This is a genomic window from Longispora fulva (assembly GCF_015751905.1).
Classification (GTDB): domain Bacteria; phylum Actinomycetota; class Actinomycetes; order Mycobacteriales; family Micromonosporaceae; genus Longispora; species Longispora fulva.
The window spans coordinates 6734876-6751332 of the sequence record NZ_JADOUF010000001.1 but is presented as its reverse complement, the minus strand read 5'-3'; the positions used below and the strand labels follow the sequence as shown (position 1 = coordinate 6751332).

Annotated in this window: 16 protein-coding genes and 3 tRNA genes; 1 reads left to right on the top strand and 18 read right to left on the bottom strand. The window is 68.6% G+C overall.

What is annotated here, in order from left to right; genetic code table 11:
- Window positions 1-33: 33 nt before the first annotated feature.
- The 6 genes from IW245_RS30925 to IW245_RS30900 all read right to left on the bottom strand — a co-directional run bounded on the left by IW245_RS30925 (window position 34) and on the right by IW245_RS30900 (window position 4137).
- On the bottom strand, window positions 34-1323 hold the full coding sequence (locus tag IW245_RS30925; RefSeq protein ID WP_197006649.1) for a S8 family serine peptidase: 1290 nt from the start codon (window positions 1321-1323) through the stop codon (window positions 34-36).
- Between the two features lie 172 nt (window positions 1324-1495).
- Window positions 1496-2215: a 50S ribosomal protein L1 gene (gene rplA / locus IW245_RS30920; protein WP_197006648.1), complete on the bottom strand. Its 720-nt coding sequence runs from the start codon at window positions 2213-2215 to the stop codon at window positions 1496-1498.
- A gap of 71 nt (window positions 2216-2286) precedes the next feature.
- The gene (gene rplK, locus IW245_RS30915) at window positions 2287-2721 is read right to left on the bottom strand and encodes a 50S ribosomal protein L11 (RefSeq protein WP_197006647.1); all 435 of its coding nucleotides are present in this window, start codon (window positions 2719-2721) and stop codon (window positions 2287-2289) included.
- A 71-nt stretch (window positions 2722-2792) separates the two neighbouring features.
- Window positions 2793-3548: a transcription termination/antitermination protein NusG gene (gene nusG / locus IW245_RS30910; protein ID WP_197006646.1), complete on the bottom strand. Its 756-nt coding sequence runs from the start codon at window positions 3546-3548 to the stop codon at window positions 2793-2795.
- A gap of 27 nt (window positions 3549-3575) precedes the next feature.
- A complete protein-coding gene (secE, locus tag IW245_RS30905) occupies window positions 3576-3950 on the bottom strand; it encodes a preprotein translocase subunit SecE (protein ID WP_197006645.1) in 375 nt (124 codons plus the stop codon).
- 114 nt (window positions 3951-4064) lie between these two features.
- Window positions 4065-4137: transfer RNA gene (locus IW245_RS30900), tRNA-Trp, on the bottom strand.
- Between the two features lie 213 nt (window positions 4138-4350).
- Between IW245_RS30900 and IW245_RS30895 the strand changes: the two genes are divergently transcribed.
- Window positions 4351-5598, top strand: a complete 1248-nt coding sequence (locus IW245_RS30895; RefSeq protein ID WP_197006644.1) for an RNA polymerase sigma factor — start codon at window positions 4351-4353, stop codon at window positions 5596-5598.
- Here IW245_RS30895 and IW245_RS30890 read toward each other — a convergent pair.
- From IW245_RS30890 to IW245_RS30835, 12 genes are all read right to left on the bottom strand, one after another.
- A complete protein-coding gene (locus IW245_RS30890) occupies window positions 5595-5996 on the bottom strand; it encodes a MaoC/PaaZ C-terminal domain-containing protein (protein ID WP_197006643.1) in 402 nt (133 codons plus the stop codon). The genes IW245_RS30895 and IW245_RS30890 overlap by 4 nt on opposite strands.
- Window positions 5996-6436: a MaoC family dehydratase N-terminal domain-containing protein gene (locus tag IW245_RS30885; RefSeq protein ID WP_197006642.1), complete on the bottom strand. Its 441-nt coding sequence runs from the start codon at window positions 6434-6436 to the stop codon at window positions 5996-5998. Before IW245_RS30885 ends, IW245_RS30890 begins: the two co-directional genes overlap by 1 nt.
- A gap of 98 nt (window positions 6437-6534) precedes the next feature.
- Entirely contained in the window at window positions 6535-6702 is a 168-nt protein-coding gene (rpmG, locus tag IW245_RS30880; protein ID WP_197006641.1) for a 50S ribosomal protein L33, read from the bottom strand.
- Window positions 6703-6801: 99 nt separating this feature from the next.
- Window positions 6802-6874: transfer RNA gene (locus IW245_RS30875), tRNA-Met, on the bottom strand.
- Between the two features lie 66 nt (window positions 6875-6940).
- Window positions 6941-7013, bottom strand: a tRNA-Thr gene (locus tag IW245_RS30870).
- 63 nt (window positions 7014-7076) lie between these two features.
- Complete coding sequence (locus IW245_RS30865) at window positions 7077-9506, bottom strand: putative bifunctional diguanylate cyclase/phosphodiesterase (protein ID WP_197006640.1); 2430 nt, start codon at window positions 9504-9506, stop codon at window positions 7077-7079.
- Window positions 9507-9661: 155 nt separating this feature from the next.
- Window positions 9662-9826 (bottom strand): hypothetical protein, encoded by a 165-nt coding sequence (locus tag IW245_RS30860; protein WP_197006639.1) that lies wholly within the window; start codon window positions 9824-9826, stop codon window positions 9662-9664.
- Between the two features lie 185 nt (window positions 9827-10011).
- Window positions 10012-10611: a TetR/AcrR family transcriptional regulator gene (locus IW245_RS30855; RefSeq protein ID WP_197006638.1), complete on the bottom strand. Its 600-nt coding sequence runs from the start codon at window positions 10609-10611 to the stop codon at window positions 10012-10014.
- 11 nt (window positions 10612-10622) lie between these two features.
- Entirely contained in the window at window positions 10623-12182 is a 1560-nt protein-coding gene (locus tag IW245_RS30850; protein ID WP_197006637.1) for an MFS transporter, read from the bottom strand.
- Window positions 12183-12323: 141 nt separating this feature from the next.
- On the bottom strand, window positions 12324-15563 hold the full coding sequence (locus IW245_RS30845) for an AfsR/SARP family transcriptional regulator (RefSeq protein WP_197006636.1): 3240 nt from the start codon (window positions 15561-15563) through the stop codon (window positions 12324-12326).
- Between the two features lie 20 nt (window positions 15564-15583).
- Window positions 15584-15883, bottom strand: coding sequence for a hypothetical protein (locus IW245_RS30840; RefSeq protein WP_197006635.1), 300 nt, complete (start codon window positions 15881-15883; stop codon window positions 15584-15586).
- 78 nt (window positions 15884-15961) lie between these two features.
- Window positions 15962-16366: an SSI family serine proteinase inhibitor gene (locus IW245_RS30835; RefSeq protein ID WP_197006634.1), complete on the bottom strand. Its 405-nt coding sequence runs from the start codon at window positions 16364-16366 to the stop codon at window positions 15962-15964.
- Window positions 16367-16457 lie beyond the last annotated feature (91 nt).

Genomic DNA, 16457 nt, shown 5'->3' with positions numbered 1-16457 from the left:
GAGCGTGAATGGCCCGCCGCTAGGCAGGCATCGCTAAGCTTCATCCTGCGCGGGTCGTCCGCTCAATGCGGAACCTTCAACCACACCATTTTCAGGTACGGTGACCAGCGGTCTCTGGGTGAACTTCGACCACACTACGTGAGCCCGGCTCGATCCGCCAAATCGGGGCACCGTGATCTGCGCCCTCCAGAACACCGCGGCCAGCAGGGCCAGCCCGGCGAGCACCGCCCCGACGAGCAGCCACGGCGCGTACTCGGCCCGGTCCTGGCCCGGCGCGGCGGTCAGGGTCTGCGGCCGCACGGTCTCCCCGGAGACGGTCGGCAGCGGATACCGGTCGACCCTCGGCACCTCGGCGACGACGGCGGCCAGCGCGTCGACGGCCCCGAAGCCGTACTGCAGGTCGCGCCCCTTGTGCCCCTTGTCCTGCGCGGTACGGATCAGACGGTTGACGACGTCCGCCGCGGACATGTCCGGGTACCGCGAGCGGATCAGCGCGACCACGCCGGACACCAGGGCCGTGGCGCCCGAGGTGCCCGAGGCCGCGGTATAGCCGTTGTGGGTCGGGAACGGCAGCAGCTCGCCCGGGGCCGCCACGACGACCTCGGGTCCGGTCTGCGAACCGGCCCAGATCTCCCCGTGCCGGTTCAGGGCGCTCACCGCCACCACGCCGGGGAAGGCTGCCGGCTCGGAGACCCTGGGGCCGTCCTGGCCCTGCTCGACGTTGCCGGCCGCGGCGACGATGACCGCGTCGTGGTCCAGCGCGTACTGCACCAGGCGGCGCTTCCACTCCGCGTCCGGGGTCGGCGGGCCGCCGAGGGACATGCTGATCACCTTGGCGCCGTGGTCGACGGCCCACACGACCGCCCGGTACACGTTCTCGGTGCTGAACGCGCCGTCCGCCTGCCGGGTGATCTTCACCGGGAGGATCTTCGCCTCGGGGGCCACCCCGAGCAACCGCTCGTCGTCGCCGCCCTTGCCCGCGATCAGGCTGGCCATCCCGGTGCCGTGGCCGTCCTCGTCGTTGCGGCCGTCACCGGTCGTCCCGGCGTTGGTGATCTCCGTACCGTGCAGCACCTGGCCGCTCAGGGCCGGCCCGTCGGGGTCCACCCCGGTGTCGATGACGGCGACGGTCGTGCCCCCGCCCCGCACCACGGACTGCGCGGCCGGGATGTTCATCGAGTCCAGATACCACGACCGCTCGCGCAGGTTCGGCGGCTGGTCGGGGCCGGCCTGGGCCGGGGCGGCCACCAGGCCGCCTCCGACGGTGAGGATGGCTGCGAGGGCGACGTGCCGGCACAGGAGTGCCCCTGCCCGCTCAGCCACCTGCCACCCTCCCCCGCGCACGAATCACAACGCCGCCGATGCCGCAGCACAGCGCATGTCGGGCAGCGTGCCACAGTCCCCCTGCGAAAGGAACCCCTTCCCACGAGTGAAACTGGCACAAACGCCGACAGGGCACCCCCTCGCGGGAGTGCCCTGTCGGGAAGCGGATCGCCTAGCCCTCGACGGGGGCGTCCTCGTGCAGGTTGCGGGTGCGGTTCGGGTCGACCTGGATGCCCGGCCCCATCGTCGTGGCGACGGTGACCTTCTTCAGGTACTTGCCCTTGGCCGAGGACGGCTTCGCCCGCAGCACCTCGTCCAGCGCGGCGGCGTAGTTGTCGATGAGCTTCGCCTCGTCGAACGACGCCTTGCCGATGATCAGGTGCAGGTTCGAGTGCTTGTCCACCCGGAAGGTGATCTTTCCACCCTTGATCTCGTTGATCGCCTTGGTGACGTCCATGGTCACCGTGCCGGTCTTCGGGTTCGGCATCAGGCCGCGCGGGCCCAGAATCCGCGCGATCTTACCGATCTTGGCCATCTGGTCCGGCGTCGCGATCGCGGCGTCGAAGTCCAGCCAACCACCCTGGATCCGGGCGACCAGCTCGTCGGAGCCGACCTCGTCAGCACCGGCGGCGACGGCCTCTTCGGCCTTCGCGCCGGACGCGAACACGATCACGCGGGCGGTCTTACCGGTGCCGTGCGGCAGGTTGACCACGCCACGGACCATCTGGTCCGCCTTGCGGGGGTCGACGCCGATCCGCATCGAGATCTCGACGGTCTCGTCGAACTTGGCGCCACTGGTGGCCTTCGCGAGCTTGATCGCCTCGGACGGGCTGTAGACCTTCGTACGGTCGATCTGCTCAGCAGCCTTGCGGTAGTTCTTTCCGAACGACATAGCTGTGTACTCCTGTGGTGTCTGGCGGGCCATCGGGGGCCCTCCCACGGTTGACGCTGACGGGCTGCCGACTAGTCGGAGACCGTGATGCCCATCTGACGGGCGGTACCGGCGATGATCTTCTCGGCGGCGTCGAGGTCGTTGGCGTTCAGGTCGGGCATCTTCTTCTCAGCGATGTCCCGCACCTGGGCGCGCGTCAGGTTGGCGACCTTGGTCTTCTGCGGCTCACCGGAGCCCTTGGCCACACCGGCGGCCTTGAGGATCAGGCGCGCGGCCGGCGGCGTCTTGAGGATGAACGAGAACGTCCGGTCCTCGTACACGCTGATCTCGGCCGGCACGATGTCACCGCGCTGGGCCTCGCTCTGCGCGTTGTACGCCTTGCAGAACTCCATGATGTTCACGCCGTGCTGACCGAGGGCGGGGCCGACCGGCGGAGCCGGGGTCGCCTGACCTGCGGGGAGCTGCAGCGTGAAGGTCGTGACGAGCTTCTTCTTCTTCGGAGGCATGTCTTACTTCCTGGGCTTGTGGATAACCCCCACGTGCACGCGGGGACATCAACGGTAGCTGATCGGCTGGATCAGATCTTCGCGACCTGGTTGAAGTTCAACTCAACCGGGGTCTCACGACCGAAGATCGACACCAGGACCTTCAGCTTCTGCTGGTCCGGGTTGATCTCGGAGATCGTCGCCGGCATGGACGAGAACGCGCCGTCCGTGACCGTGACGGAGTCGCCCACCTCAAAGTCGAGGACCTTGATCTCGGGCTTCTTCTTCTTCTCCGTGACCGCCGGGGCGAGCCACTTGAGGACCTCGTTCAACGAGAGCGGCGCCGGGCGGTCAGCCCGGTCCGTCGCGCCGACGAAACCCGTCACCCCGGGGGTGTTCCGGACGCAGGAGTAGGACTCCGGCGTCAGCTCCATCCGGACCAGGATGTAGCCGGGGAACACCTTCGACATCACCTGCTGGCGCTTGCCGTTCTTGACCTCGACCTCTTCACGGGTCGGAACCTCGACCTGGAAGATGAACTCCTCCATGTCGAGCGACACGATGCGGGTCTCGAGGTTGGTCTTGACCTTGTTCTCGTACCCGGCGTAGGAGTGCACGACATACCAGTCGCCGGGGGCGAACCGGAGCGCCTCGCGCAGCTCCTTGACCGGGTCGAAGTCCTCGTCGTCCGGCGAGGCGACGAGCGGCTGCTCGGCATCCTCGCCGGAGACGGCGACAGGAGCCTCGTCCGTGTCCTTGTTCTCGACGGCACCGGCGTCTTCGACGTCGGTCGACTCCTCGATCGTCGCCGCGACAGCGCCGTTCTCGGTCTCGTCGTACTCAGGCACGCTGGCTCTCTTCCCCTGCTCGTCTAACTACTTTTTACCGTCGGCGAAGACCCACAGCACGCCCTTGGCGAACGCCCAGTCCAGGGAGGCGACAATGGTCAGCATCACCGCGACGAACACCACGACGACCGTGGTGTACGTGAGCAGTTCCTTGCGCGTCGGCCAGATGACCTTGCGCAGCTCGCTGACGACCTCGCGGATGAACCGCCCGAGCCGGCTGAACGGGTTGCCCCGCTTCTCGGTGGACTTCTCGGTCTTAACCTTATCGGAAGACTTCTCAGCCTTGTCCGACTTGTCTGCTGCGGGCTTGGCGTCAGAAGCGTCGTCGGTCACAACGAGATCATCAGTCTCGTTGATCTCACCGTCGACGGCGTCGTTGTCGCGCCGCTTGCTCTCGGCCATTTGCCCTCTCCGTTGCACTCTCCACGCCGACCCAGAGGGCCAGCGTCGCCATAGCTCCAGCTAACACGTACTTCCGTCAACCCAGCCACAGGCAACACCGGACAGTGCTCGGCGCAGGGGCGACAGGACTCGAACCTGCAACCTGCGGTTTTGGAGACCGCTGCGCTGCCAATTGCGCCACACCCCTTTGCGAACCCCGGAGGTTCCGCACAAGGGACAAGCAGTCCCGCTTCAGAATGCACTTGTTAGGCATGCTGGAGCAGGGGCCACTCACCCCTAGGTCGACCAGTGTACGGGTACGGCGGCGATTCTCCCAACTCGGGCTCCCCCGGCGCCAGAGCCGAGACCGAACCGATGCGCGGGTGGCCCTGGGAGCCATTGGCGGCTACCGTGCCTTCGCATGGACGACTTCGGCGACTCACCCTGGCTCGAACGGGCCTTCAGGGAACACGCCGACCGACTCTACGCATACTGCCTCTCCCTGGGCCTCAACAGCGCGGGAGCTGCCGACGCGGTGCACGACGCATTCATCATCGCCACTGAGAAGGCCCCTGAGCTGGCCGATCGCGACCACGCCCGCGCGTGGCTGTACGCGCTCGTCCGCCGCGAGTGCCTCGACCAGAGCCGGCCGACGGCGCAGCCACGGACCGGCGGTCCGGCCGCCGAGACGATCGACCTCGGCTCCGTGGTGCACACGGCGGAGACCACCGCCGCCGTCGCCGCCGCCGGGAACAGCCTGCGGACCGCCGACCGCGAACTCGTCGAACTGTCCGCCCGGCACGACCTGACCCCGGAGGAGATCGCGCTCGTCACCGGGCACTCGACCGCGGCGATCACCACCCGGCTCGGCAAGGCCATGGCCAAGATCGCCCGGCACGGGGCCCCGTCGTTGATCACGCGGTACGGGGCGCTGCCGTTCCCCCGGGTCACCGGCCAGCTGTGGCCCAAACTCCGCAGGACCCGGGAGAGCACGGTCCCGGCGCTGCTCACCGAGGTGGCGCGCAGGGTGGGACCGCTCGACGGGGCCGGGTTCCCCCGCCAGCCCGACCAGCGGTCCGGCCGCCGGCCCGTGCGGTGGGCGCTGATCGGGGTCGGCTCGATGGCCACGGTGCTGCTCGGGGCCGGCGTGGTGCTCGCCCAGCAGGACACCCCGACCGACGACACCACCCGGCGCCCGGCCGCCGAGGCGCCCCCGCTGCCGCTGCCGTCCGGCGAGCACAAGCCGCCGGAGGCCGCGATGGTCGCGTCGCCGACGCCGAGCCGGAAGAGTCCTAGCCCGACCCCGAGTAGTACCCCCCGACCGAGCGCGACCAGCGCGAAACCGACGACGGCCCCGCCCGCGCCAGCACCCTCGACGTCGCAGACCACCCTCATCGGCCCGTCGGTCACCGCGAGCATGGTCAACCCGGTGTGTCAGGGCGGCTGGCAGAGCTTCGGGGTCACCGCCACGGTCAACGGGGCCACGGCGACCAAGGTCCGGCTGATCCTGGACGACAGTTCCGGCCACTACGTCGAGAGCATGTCCGCCAGCTCCGGAAAATGGACCACGTCGAGCTGGGGCTACATCCCGACCGACTGGTACGTCGAGGCGACGCTGCCCGGCAACAAGGTCGTCCGGACCGCCGGGCAGCGCCTGGACGTGTGTTAGCTGGTGCGCACGGTCGCCCGCGCGGCGCCCAGCACCCGCTCGCCCTCGAAGACCACCGTGATGTCGATCTGGGCCTGGTCGCCGTCGACCTTCTTCACGACGGCCGACACCCCCAGCTCCGCGCCGTCCTCGTCGTCGGGCACCGGCACCGGGCGGGTGAACTTCGCCGTGTACGCCACCATCGCGCCCGGGTCGCCGACCCAGTCCGTGACCGCGCGGGCCGCCAGGGCCATCGTGAGCATGCCGTGCGCGATGACGCTCGGCAGCCCGACCTCGGCGGCCACCCGGTCGCTCCAGTGGATGGGGTTGAAGTCCCCGGACGCGCCCGCGTACCGGACCAGGTCCGCGCGGGTCACCCGGAAGGTGCGCTCCGGCAGTTGCGTTCCGACCTCGTACATCACGCCTCCTCGCGAACCACGAGCGTCGACCACACGGCCACGACCAGCTCGCCGGAGCCGTCCGTGACGTCCGTGCGGGTGGTCAGGATGTCGTTGCCGGCGACCGTGCGGATCGCCTCGACGACCACGACGCAGACCAGGGTGTCCCCGGCGACCACCGGGCGGGTGTAAGAGAACCTCTGCTCGCGGTGCAGCACGTTGCGCAGCTGCACGCCGAGCGCGTCCAGGGCGACCTCGCTCGCGTCGAGGGTCAGCCGGATGGTGAAGGTCGGCGGCGCGATGACGTCCCGGTAGCCGAGCTTGACGGCCACCTCAGAGTCGCGGAAGGCCGGGTTCGGGTCCCCGATCGCCTCGGCGAACTCCCGGATCTTCTCCCGTCCCACCTCGTACGGGGCGGTCGGCGGGTACGTCCGACCTACATTCGTCTGGTCCAAGGGCATGGTTATGGATCCTAGTGACCACGACGAAGAAGGCGCCGCCCGTGTCGGGCGACGCCTTCCTGAAGTCTTCGTGCAGACCGTGATCGGAGCTAGCTAGCTCAGCGGGTCTCGCGGTGGGCGGTGTGCTTGCCGCAACGCGGGCAGAACTTGTTCATCTCCAGCCGGTCGGGGTCGTTCCGCCGGTTCTTCTTGGTGATGTAGTTCCGCTCCTTGCACTCCACGCACGCCAGCGTGATCTTCGGCCGTACGTCAGTCGCTTTACCCACGGGAGTGCCTTCCTAGCTCTTTTGGGGGTCTGTCGATCTGACAGCCTACCTGCGTCTACGCGAACATGGTAATCGGGCGCACTGTGGCGCCCGCCGCAGTAGCGGTGGCCGGACTTGAACCGGCGACACAACGATTATGAGCCGTTTGCTCTACCATCTGAGCTACACCGCCAAAGCCGGCCAGCCAGGGCGAACCTGGCCTCCCGCTGATGCCTGCTGGAGCGAACCAGCAAACGAGAGCCCCTTTACGGAATCGAACCGTAGACCTTCTCCTTACCATGGAGACGCTCTGCCGACTGAGCTAAAGGGGCGTGCACTCCGTGAGGCGCGCAGGGGTAACCATACACAGCGGTCGCCCGGGGCGCAAAACGGGGTCAGGGAACGGCTCTGAGCCGCCGTACGGAGCCGCCGACGCCGACTTCCTCTGTCACCGTCTGCGCGGCGAACCAGGTCTCCAGGCGCTCGTACGGCAGGGCGCGGCTGAAGAAGAATCCCTGGCCGATGTCGCAGCCCATCTCCTCCAGCAGGGCCAGCGTGAGCTCGCTCTCCACACCCTCGGCGACGACGCTCAGCCCGAAGTGCCGGCTGAGGTCCACCACGGCCCGCACGATCGCCAGGTCGCCCGGATCCGTCGCCATGCCCTGCACGAACATCCGGTCGACCTTGACCTCGTGCACCGGCAGCCGACGGAGGTAGGACAGGGAGGAGTAGCCGGTGCCGAAGTCGTCCACGGACAACCGGACACCGAGGTCGTGCAGGCGGTGCAGGGTCGGCATCGGGCGGTCCGGGCCGGCCACCATGCCGTCCTCGGTGATCTCCAGCGTGAGCCGCTCGGCCGGCACCCCGTACTCCGCGAGCAGCTCGCCCACCTGGCTCGGGAAGTCCGGGTCGACCAGGGTGCGGGGCGACAGGTTGACCGCGACACTCAGCGGCCGGCCCTCGTCGGCCCATTCCCGGCACCGGCGCAGCCCCTCGCGGAGCACCACCTCGGTGAGCCGGCCCAGCTGACCGGTGTGCTCGGCGACCGCGATGAAGTCCTGCGGGCTCACCGAGCCGTGCACCGGGTGTTCCCAGCGGGAGAGGCACTCCACGCCCACCAGGCGGCGGTCGGAAAGGGCGACCTTCGGTTGGAAGTACACCTCGAGCTCTCCGGCGTCCAGCGCGCGTCTCAGGTCGCCGGCGAGGCCGATCCGCCGGGTGGAACCGGACTCCAGGGCCAGATGGAACTGTTGGATGTGCGAGTTGGTCTGCTTCGCGGCGTGCACGGCCAGATCCGCCCGGCGCAGCAGCACCTCCGGCTCGCTGCCGTGCTCCGGGTGCAGGGCCAGGCCCACCGCGGTGTCCACGTCCAGGTTCAGGGTGCCGAGCCGCATCGGCTCCTGCAACGCTGCCCGGAGCTTGCCGGCCAGCTCGACGGCCTCGGCAGCGCTCTCGGCCCGCAGCGTCACGGCGAACTTGTCGCCGCCGACCCGGGCGACGAGTGCCGCCGGGGGCGCCAGGTCGCGCAGGCGTTGCGACACCTCGGCGAGGAGCTTGTCGCCCGCCTGGTGGCCCATCGACTCGTTGACGTCGCGCATACCGTCCACATCGAACAACAACACCGCCACCACGTCCGGGGCGCTGACCTTGACGGCCTCCTCCAGCATCGCCGTCATCCGGCGGCGGTTGGGCAGGCCCGTGAGGCTGTCGTGGTAGGCGTCGAAGCGCAGCCGGTCGACGAGGCGGGAGTTCTCGACGGCTACGGCGACATGCGCGGCGAGCGTCTCGAGCAGGCGAACCTGGTGCGATTCGAACGAGGACATCTCACCGACGCGGTTGACGACCTCGAGTGTGCCGATCACGGCGGTACCAGATCGCAGCGGAACGACGATGGCGTCCTTCTTGCCATGCTCGGCCAACTGGGCGCGGAGCGCGGGATCGCCGACCCGGGGACCAACGACGACGGTCTGATCGCCCGCGATCGCCTTGCTCCGCAGCAGATTCGGTGTCACTGGGCGGTCGCTGAGCCCCTTGTCCTCGATCCGCGCGGTGAGCATCACCTCGGGATGCCGACGACTTCCCGGCAGCCATAGCGTCGCGTACTCGGCGCTGAGAAGTTTGCGGGCCCGAACGAGAAGCACGTCCGCGAGATTGCCGGCCTCGCGGGCCTGGGCGGCCGCCTGAGTGAAGTCGTACAACTCGGTGAGGCTGCGGTGCTGCTGGAGCGAACGTCGATATCCCCGGTAGCCCCCACCGACGAGCAACGCGAGGACACCGAGGCACACCACGGCCCATGACGAGGTGCGCAACGCTAGGAGAGCGACGAGGCCCAGGATCGAGTTGACGAGACACACGGCGGAGCTCTGCCACACGCTCTGCAGGAACTTGCCGTTGCCCATCCAGCCCTGGACCGCCGTCATGATAGCGGCGATGGCGATCAGGTTGACGAGCATGTTGGACTCGGCCGCGACGATCATCTGGACCCACAACAGCGGGTGGTCCATGCGAACGATGCCCACCGGAAGGGTCATGAACCCTTCAAGCACGAGAGCGGCCACTGCCGTGCTGGCGGCCCGGACCGCCACGTTGTAGATCGCCTTGACCGGTGCCACGTTCGTCAGATAGGCCGCAGCCGCGACGAGTCTGATGATAATTACCCAGCTCGGCGGAAGGTAAACCAATGCGAGCAGAAGCGGGATTTCACCGGCGTTATACCGGTACGTCTGCTGACGTAGTTCGAACTCCAGAAATGTCCGCTCCGCGACAAGGAAGAGCAGAAAGAAGAACCCGATCAGGATCGGACTGGCCCGAAGCGTCGAATGCATGAGCACCGGCGTCGCAAGGGCCGCCGAACACAACACGATGAAAGCAGTGGTAGGCCATGCGCGACCCTGCCTGTTGCTCCGCGACTGGCCTTCCACAGCAGGCACTCCCTTAGCCGTCCGCTAGGGACGCCGGGCCGGACGCACCCACGCTGCGCCTAGCTCCATATGATGTCGGCGTCCGTGGACGCACCAGCGACCGTCGTGACGTGAGAAGACTGGTGAGCGGCGCTCAAGACAGCGACACCCAGGATTGCGATGCCGGCGCAGACCGCGCCGAGCAGGATCGCGGCGAGTCTCCGCCGGACCTTGAAAGTGTTCATCACTAGCACCTCGAGACCGGCTTATGGACAGGTAGTTGCGCTCCATCCTGCCATACCCGCGAGCGGACACGGAAGTACGAAACGGCGTGATCACACAGCCGAACGGTCAGGGGCAAGTAAGTAGCGATCAGGCTACGCCACTCTGCGCAGTTGCGGGAGATCATTGCCCGTTTTATCCAGAAAAACTAGGTTGCGATGCCCCGCAGAACGGCGTCAACCACGCGTTCCGCCAAGCCGTCCGGCTCCACATTTGGGGCATTGCCAATCAAAGTCAAGAACATGGGCCCTGACAGCAGTATGAGCGCGAGCTCGACATCGATATCAGAACGTAATTCGCCCGTGACTATCCCCCGGCGAAGCACGTCGCGGACCACGTCCCGGCGCGCGTCGATCAACGCGATGAACTGGGTCCTCAGCGGGCCGTTGCGCTGCAACTCCGGGATCAGGCACGGCATGATCCGGCCGGCGCGGCTGTCCCGCGCGTCCCAGGACTGCTCCATCAGGATCACGAGGTCCGAGCGCACGCTGAGCCCCGGCGGCACCTGCAGTGGCTGCTTCAGCGTGGACAGGGCGTCGAGGAGCAGGGCCTCCTTGTGGGGCCAGCGCCGGTACACCGTCGCCTTGCCGACCCCGGCCCTCGAGGCGACCGCCTCCATGGACAGCGCCTCGACCGTGGTGCCCTCCGCGAGGAAGTCCAGCACCGCGTCGATGATCGATTCGTCCGCGCGGGCACTCCGCGGCCGCCCGGGCGGCCGCGGAGTGCTCTGCGTAGTCGTGTCAGACATCGTGCGTCAGATTAGCTGACATCGACGAGCTCTGGCTCTGCCACCTGGACCGGTGTGACCGGGCGGCCCGGAAGCCAGCGCAGGACGGCCAGCGCGCCGAGCAGGGCCACACTCGCCGCGCCCGCCGCGACCCAGTGCATCGCGTGCACGAACGACTCGTTGCCGGCCGGGATCAGCGCGTTGCCGGCCGGCCCGATCTTGGCCGCGACCGCGTAGGTCGCCGCGATCGATTCCGATGCCACGTGGCGGACGTTCTCCGGAAAGGCGACGAGGTGGCTCGCCATCTGGTCCCGGTACACCTGGGAGAGCAGCGAGCCGAGGACCGCGACGCCCAGGGCGCCGCCGACCTGACGGATCGTGTTGTTCACCGCGGAGCCGACGCCGGCCTTCTCCCGGGGCAGGGAAGCCATCACGGCCTCCGTGGTCGGCGGGATGACGTTGGCCATGCCGGCGCCCTGGATGAAGAAGACGGTGCACAGTACCCAAATGGGGGTGTTCTCGTCGATGATGAAGACGAACGCGCTCAGGGCGACGGCCACCAACGCCATGCCCACCGCGCACACGGCCTTGGCCCCGAACTTCTTCACCAGCCCCGCACTCTGCGGCGCGAAGATCAGCTGCGCGCCGGCGAACGGCAGGAACAGCAGGCCGGTCTCCAGCGGGCTGTAGCCGCGCACCATCTGCAGGTAGAACGCCCCGAAGAACATGACGCCCATCGCGGCGAAGAACGCCAGGCCCACCGCCGCGACGGCCGCGGAGAACCGCGGGTCGCGGAACAGCTTGACGTCGAGGGCCGGGTGGTCGATCCGCCGCTCGTAGAGGACGAAGCCGGCCAGGATCAGCACCCCGGCGGCGATCGTTCCCCACACCTCGAGCTGCGCCCAGTCGCCCGAGTCGCCACCGGTGATGATGCCGTAGACGAAGAGGGTCAGGCCGGCGATGGAGAGAAGTACCCCGAAGACGTCGATCTTTCCGGGTTTCGGGTCTTTGGACTCCGGAACCAGGAGCAGCACGGCGATGACGCCCACCACGATGATCGGCACGTTGATCAGGAAGACAGAGCCCCACCAGAAGTGCTCGAGCAGCGCGCCGCCGACGACCGGGCCGATCGCCACGGCCAGGCCGACGGAACCAGCCCAGACGCCGATCGCCTTCGCCCGCTCACGGGGGTCGAACACGTTGGAGATGATCGAGAGGGTGGCCGGCATGATAGCCGCGCCGCCGAAGCCCATCAGCGCCCGGGCCGCGATCAGCTGACCGGGATCCTGCGCGTAGGCCGAGGCCAGCGAGGCGATGCCGAACACGACCAGGCCCGTGACGAGCATCCGCTTCCGGCCGATCCGGTCACCGAGGACGCCGAAGGTGAAGAGGAGGCCGGCGAACACCAGGGTGTAGGAGTTGATCGCCCACTCCAGCTGGCTCTGGCTCGCGCCCAGGCCGGCCTTCGGGTCGGCGATGGTCTTCATCGCGACGTTGAGGATGGTGTTGTCGAGAACGACGACGAGCAGGCTGACGACGAGTACGCCGAGGATCTTCCAGCGCTGCGGGTGGCCGGTTGTGGGTGCGTCCACGTGCACTCCAAGTTTAGATACGAGACTGTTCCGTAACCCTAAGCCCTTGGCTTTACGATACGGAACCGTTCTGTATCGTAGGTCACATAGGTGCTGCTCCCTCAACTGTCGGAGGCGGGCGCGGGATGCGGGACGCGGCGGTCAGGCGTCGTTGTTCGCGAGGAAAGTGGCGAAGGCTGCCCGCGTGAGCGGCTCCGCGACGAGGGCGTGCGCCGTTCCACCTGTCTCGTCAAGGACCCGCCGCGCGGCAGCCCAGAGATCCGGGTCGCCGGTGACGTGGCCGAGAACGATGAGGCTGGTCGCTTCGCCAGGACGGTGACCGGTACGCCGATGGCCGTCCAGGGCACGCTGGCTCAGGTCCAGCGCCCGATCCACCCGTCCACCCGCCACATTCACCTGGGCGAGGAGATCCAGGGCCTGGGCTTCGAGCAGCGCGTACCCATGGCGGCGGGCTTCCCCGGCCGCTTTGTCGAGATCGACGTGGGCCTCCGCGCCACGTCGGGCCCTGAGCAGGGTCGCCGCCCGCTCCACGAGACACTCGACCCGAACGAAGGCGTTGTTGCGTTCGGTGGCGAGCCGAACGCTCTCGGCATGCCTGCTGAGAGCCTCCTCCCAGCGCCCCAACAGGCCCAGGGTTTCCGCCACCGTGCATAGCGTCTTCGCGTCCAGACGGGCTATGCGGTGCTCGGAGACCAGGGCGAGGGCGGTGTGGGCGTCCTCGAGCGCCTCGACGTGGTGGCCGAGCAGGTTACGCACCCTGGCCATCCGGTCATGGGCGACAGCGACCGTCTCGACACTGCCAATGTCGCTGGCGACCGTCGCAGCATCCGCGAGGACGGCCAGGGCGGGCCCGGCTGAACCGAGGGCGTGAAAGGCGTCCCCCAGGCCAGAGAGCAGGGAGGCGAAAAGATTGGGATGCTCACCGACGGCACTCAGCAGACCGAGACCGGCCTGGATCCGGTCAACCGCCTCCCCCAGGCGGCCCAGCTCGATCAGCCCCTCGCTCAGGCTGACCAGCGCCGCCATCCGGTTCGCCGCACCCTGGTCACGGTCCAGGGCAGTGTGGAACGCATCGACGGCAGCCGCCGGATCACCGCTCAGCACCAGGATGTTCCCCAGGTTTGCGAGCTGCGCCGGCTCGTTGAGGACGAGGCCGTGGTCGCCGCTGATCTGCAGCCCTCGTCGCGCATGGTCAGCGGCCGGGACGTAGTCGCAGATGCTGGCATACGCCATGCAGAGACTGCGGTGCGCGGAGACCTGCGCCTCCGGGTCGCCCCTGGACTCGGCGGCGGTCAGCCCTGCCCGCGCGATGTCGAACCACTCCAGGATCAGCTTCCGCAGCCACAGGTAGCCCCGCATGCCGTCCCCGATCCGCCAGGTCCATGCCGGGTCGAGCCCAGGCGGCAGGTCCAGCACTGCGGCGACGAGGTTGGCCCGCTCCGCGTCGAACCAGGTGATCGCCTCCGCGTGCGTCGCGAAGTCCGCCCCTGGCTTCTCCCCCGGTAGGGCGAGCCTGAGCATCTGAGGATGGATCAGCGCGGCTGCGGCGTGGGCGGTGCGTAGATACCAGTGGTACAGGCGGTCCAATGCCGCCAGACCATCCGGTTGTACGTGCTCACGGGCGAAGTCGCGGACCAGGTCATGCAAGCCGTAGCGGTCGTCGCCCTGGGACTCGATCAGGTGTGCTGCGGCCAGGCGGTCGAGCAGTTGGACGGCCTGCGGGGGCTCGACGTCCGCGAGACAGGCTGCGGCGGGCGCGGTGAAGCTCAGGCCAGGCACCAGGCCCAGAAGGCAGAACAGTCGAGCCGTCTCCGGACTGAGGGCGGCGTAGGACAAGCCGATCGTGGCACGGACTGAGGACAGTTCGTCTCCCTCGACCTCCAGCGAACCCAGTCGGTCGCCGCCCCGCAACCGGTCGCAGAACCCGTCGATCGTCAGCAGTTCGTTGTCGGCCAGTGCCGCGCCGGCGATCCGCAGCGCCAGCGGCAGATGACCGCACAACGCGGCCAGGTCCACCGTCGCCGCTGGTTCGGCTTCGATCCGTTCACGGCCGACGACTCGGGTCAGGAGCGCGACCGCCTCGGACGGCAGGAGCACGTCGAGGTTGACCCTGCGGGCCCCGTCACGCACCACCAGGCCGGCCAGCCGGCTCCGGCTGGTGACCAGGGCCAGCGAGCCGGACGTGCCGGGAAGGAGCGGACGGAGCTGCTCGGGGGTGTTGGCGTTGTCCAGCACCACGAGCACCTGTTTGTCGGCCAACAGCGACCGGTACAGGGCCGCCGCCTCGTCCACATCGATGGGTACCCGCTCAGGGGCGACACCCAGGGCCCGCAGGAAGCGGGCGAGCGCCTCTATCGGGCGGACCGCTGAGGTCGAGGAGGAGCCGTGCAGGTTGACGTAGAGCTGCCCGTCCCGGAATCGGTCCTGTACCCGGTGTGCCCAGTGCAACGCGAGCGCCGTCTTGCCCACCCCGCCCGCGCCGGCGATGGCCGTGATCAGAACCGCGCCCGAGGCGGGCCCGACCGTCGGCAGATGGCTGTCGAGTTCGAGGAGTTGATGCTCACGACCGGTGAAGTTGGAAACGTCGGGCGGCAGTTGGGCCGGGGCGGGAGCGTGCCGGCTCCTTGATGCGAGGACCGGGTCGGACCGCTGGATCCGAAGGTACAGCTCGGACAGCTCAGGACGGGGATCGAGGCCGATCTGGTCCACCAGCACCTGCCGCGCGTCATCGTAGACGTCGAGTGCCTCCTGGCGGCGGCCAGCGCGGTACAACGCAAGCATCCGAAGTTCGACCAGGCTCTCTCGGAGAGGGTGATCCCTGGTCAGGGCTCCGAGTTCCTCGACGAGTTCCCCGTGAAGTCCTCGCTCGAGGTCTGCCACGAGTCGCAGTTCGGTCGCCGCGAGAAGCGTCTCCTCGCACGACCGGCCCAGCAGTCCCCGGACCTGGTCGGTGGCCTCACGGCCGAGGAGCGGACCCCGGTGCAGTGCGATCGCCGCGCGGAGCAGCTCCGAGCGGGTCTTCGGGTCGGCGGTCGCCCGGGCCTGGTCGCACAGCTTCCTGGACCGATGGAGGTCGACCAATGCGGGGTCGCCCTCCAGCACGTACCCGGCACCACGGTTGACGAGTTCGAAACCGAGCCGTGCGGCCCCGACCTCCGTCAGCACCCTGCGGAGGCGGGAGACCGAAACCTGAATCGACTGGCGGGGACGCTCCGGCGGGCACGCGCCCCACAGCAGGTCGACCAAACGGTCCACGGGGACGTCGGTGCCGATGTGGACGAGCAGGACGCCGAGAAGACACCTGTCCCTCCGGCGTAGTCCCAGGTCACAGGGGATGTCATCGACGACAATGGCAACGTCGCCGAGGACCCGGAACTCCATGATCTCGAGATTAGTGGAGGTCAGGGCTTGCCGTGGCGCAGCAGGTAGTCGATGAAGGCCGCTCGGAGGAGGGGTTCCGCCTCGCCGTAGCCGCGGCCCTCGCCGGAGAACTCCGACCACATGCCGATCGCCTCGTCCACGGACGTCACCACGGAGCCGAGGGAGCCGTCGACCTGCTCGTAGGCGTACGCGTCCGGGGAATGCTGCAGCACGTCCACCAGGAAGGCCAGGTCCCTGCGGTCCCGGGCCAGGTCGAAGGCCCGGTGCCGGAGCTCCTCGGTGGTCAACTCGTCCAGGGCGGCGAAGCGGGCGTCAGTCATGCCTCCACGCTACGACGCGCAGCGGCGCGGCTCGGCGTTTCCGCCTGGCAGCCGGTGCGTTTCGGCGCCGCAGCCCGCTCAGAAGTCGAGGACGTGGTCGGACCGGGTGGCCGCGGCGCACCTGTTCGGGAAGGTCGCCACGTAGTCCATCAGGCCGCCGTGCCAGGCGCCGGCGACGTGGACCCGGACCGGGGCGTACTCCAGGGTGCAGGGCTCGTCCGTCGGGGTGAGGCGGAGGAGGTCGCCGCCGGCCGCCGCCAGTTTCGCGCAGGCGTCCTCGGGGCTGGGGTGGGTGCCGCCGGCCGGGCCGCAGGTCAGGGTGACCTCGGACTCGGGGCCGGACTGCGGGGTGATGGTGAGGATGAGGGCCGCCGGGACGGTGGAGGCCGTGGGTGCCTGGGCGGCGTGTGCCTCGATCGTTGGGGCGAGGAGGGCCGATGTGGTGGCGAGTAGGACGCAACAGCGGGTGATCAGGGCGTTCACGGGGCTCCTTCGCCGGTGGCGGACACTCACGGTCAATATATGCCCGTGTTGTCAGCATTTGTGAAGGTGCAGGGTGGGGCTCCGGGCGTGT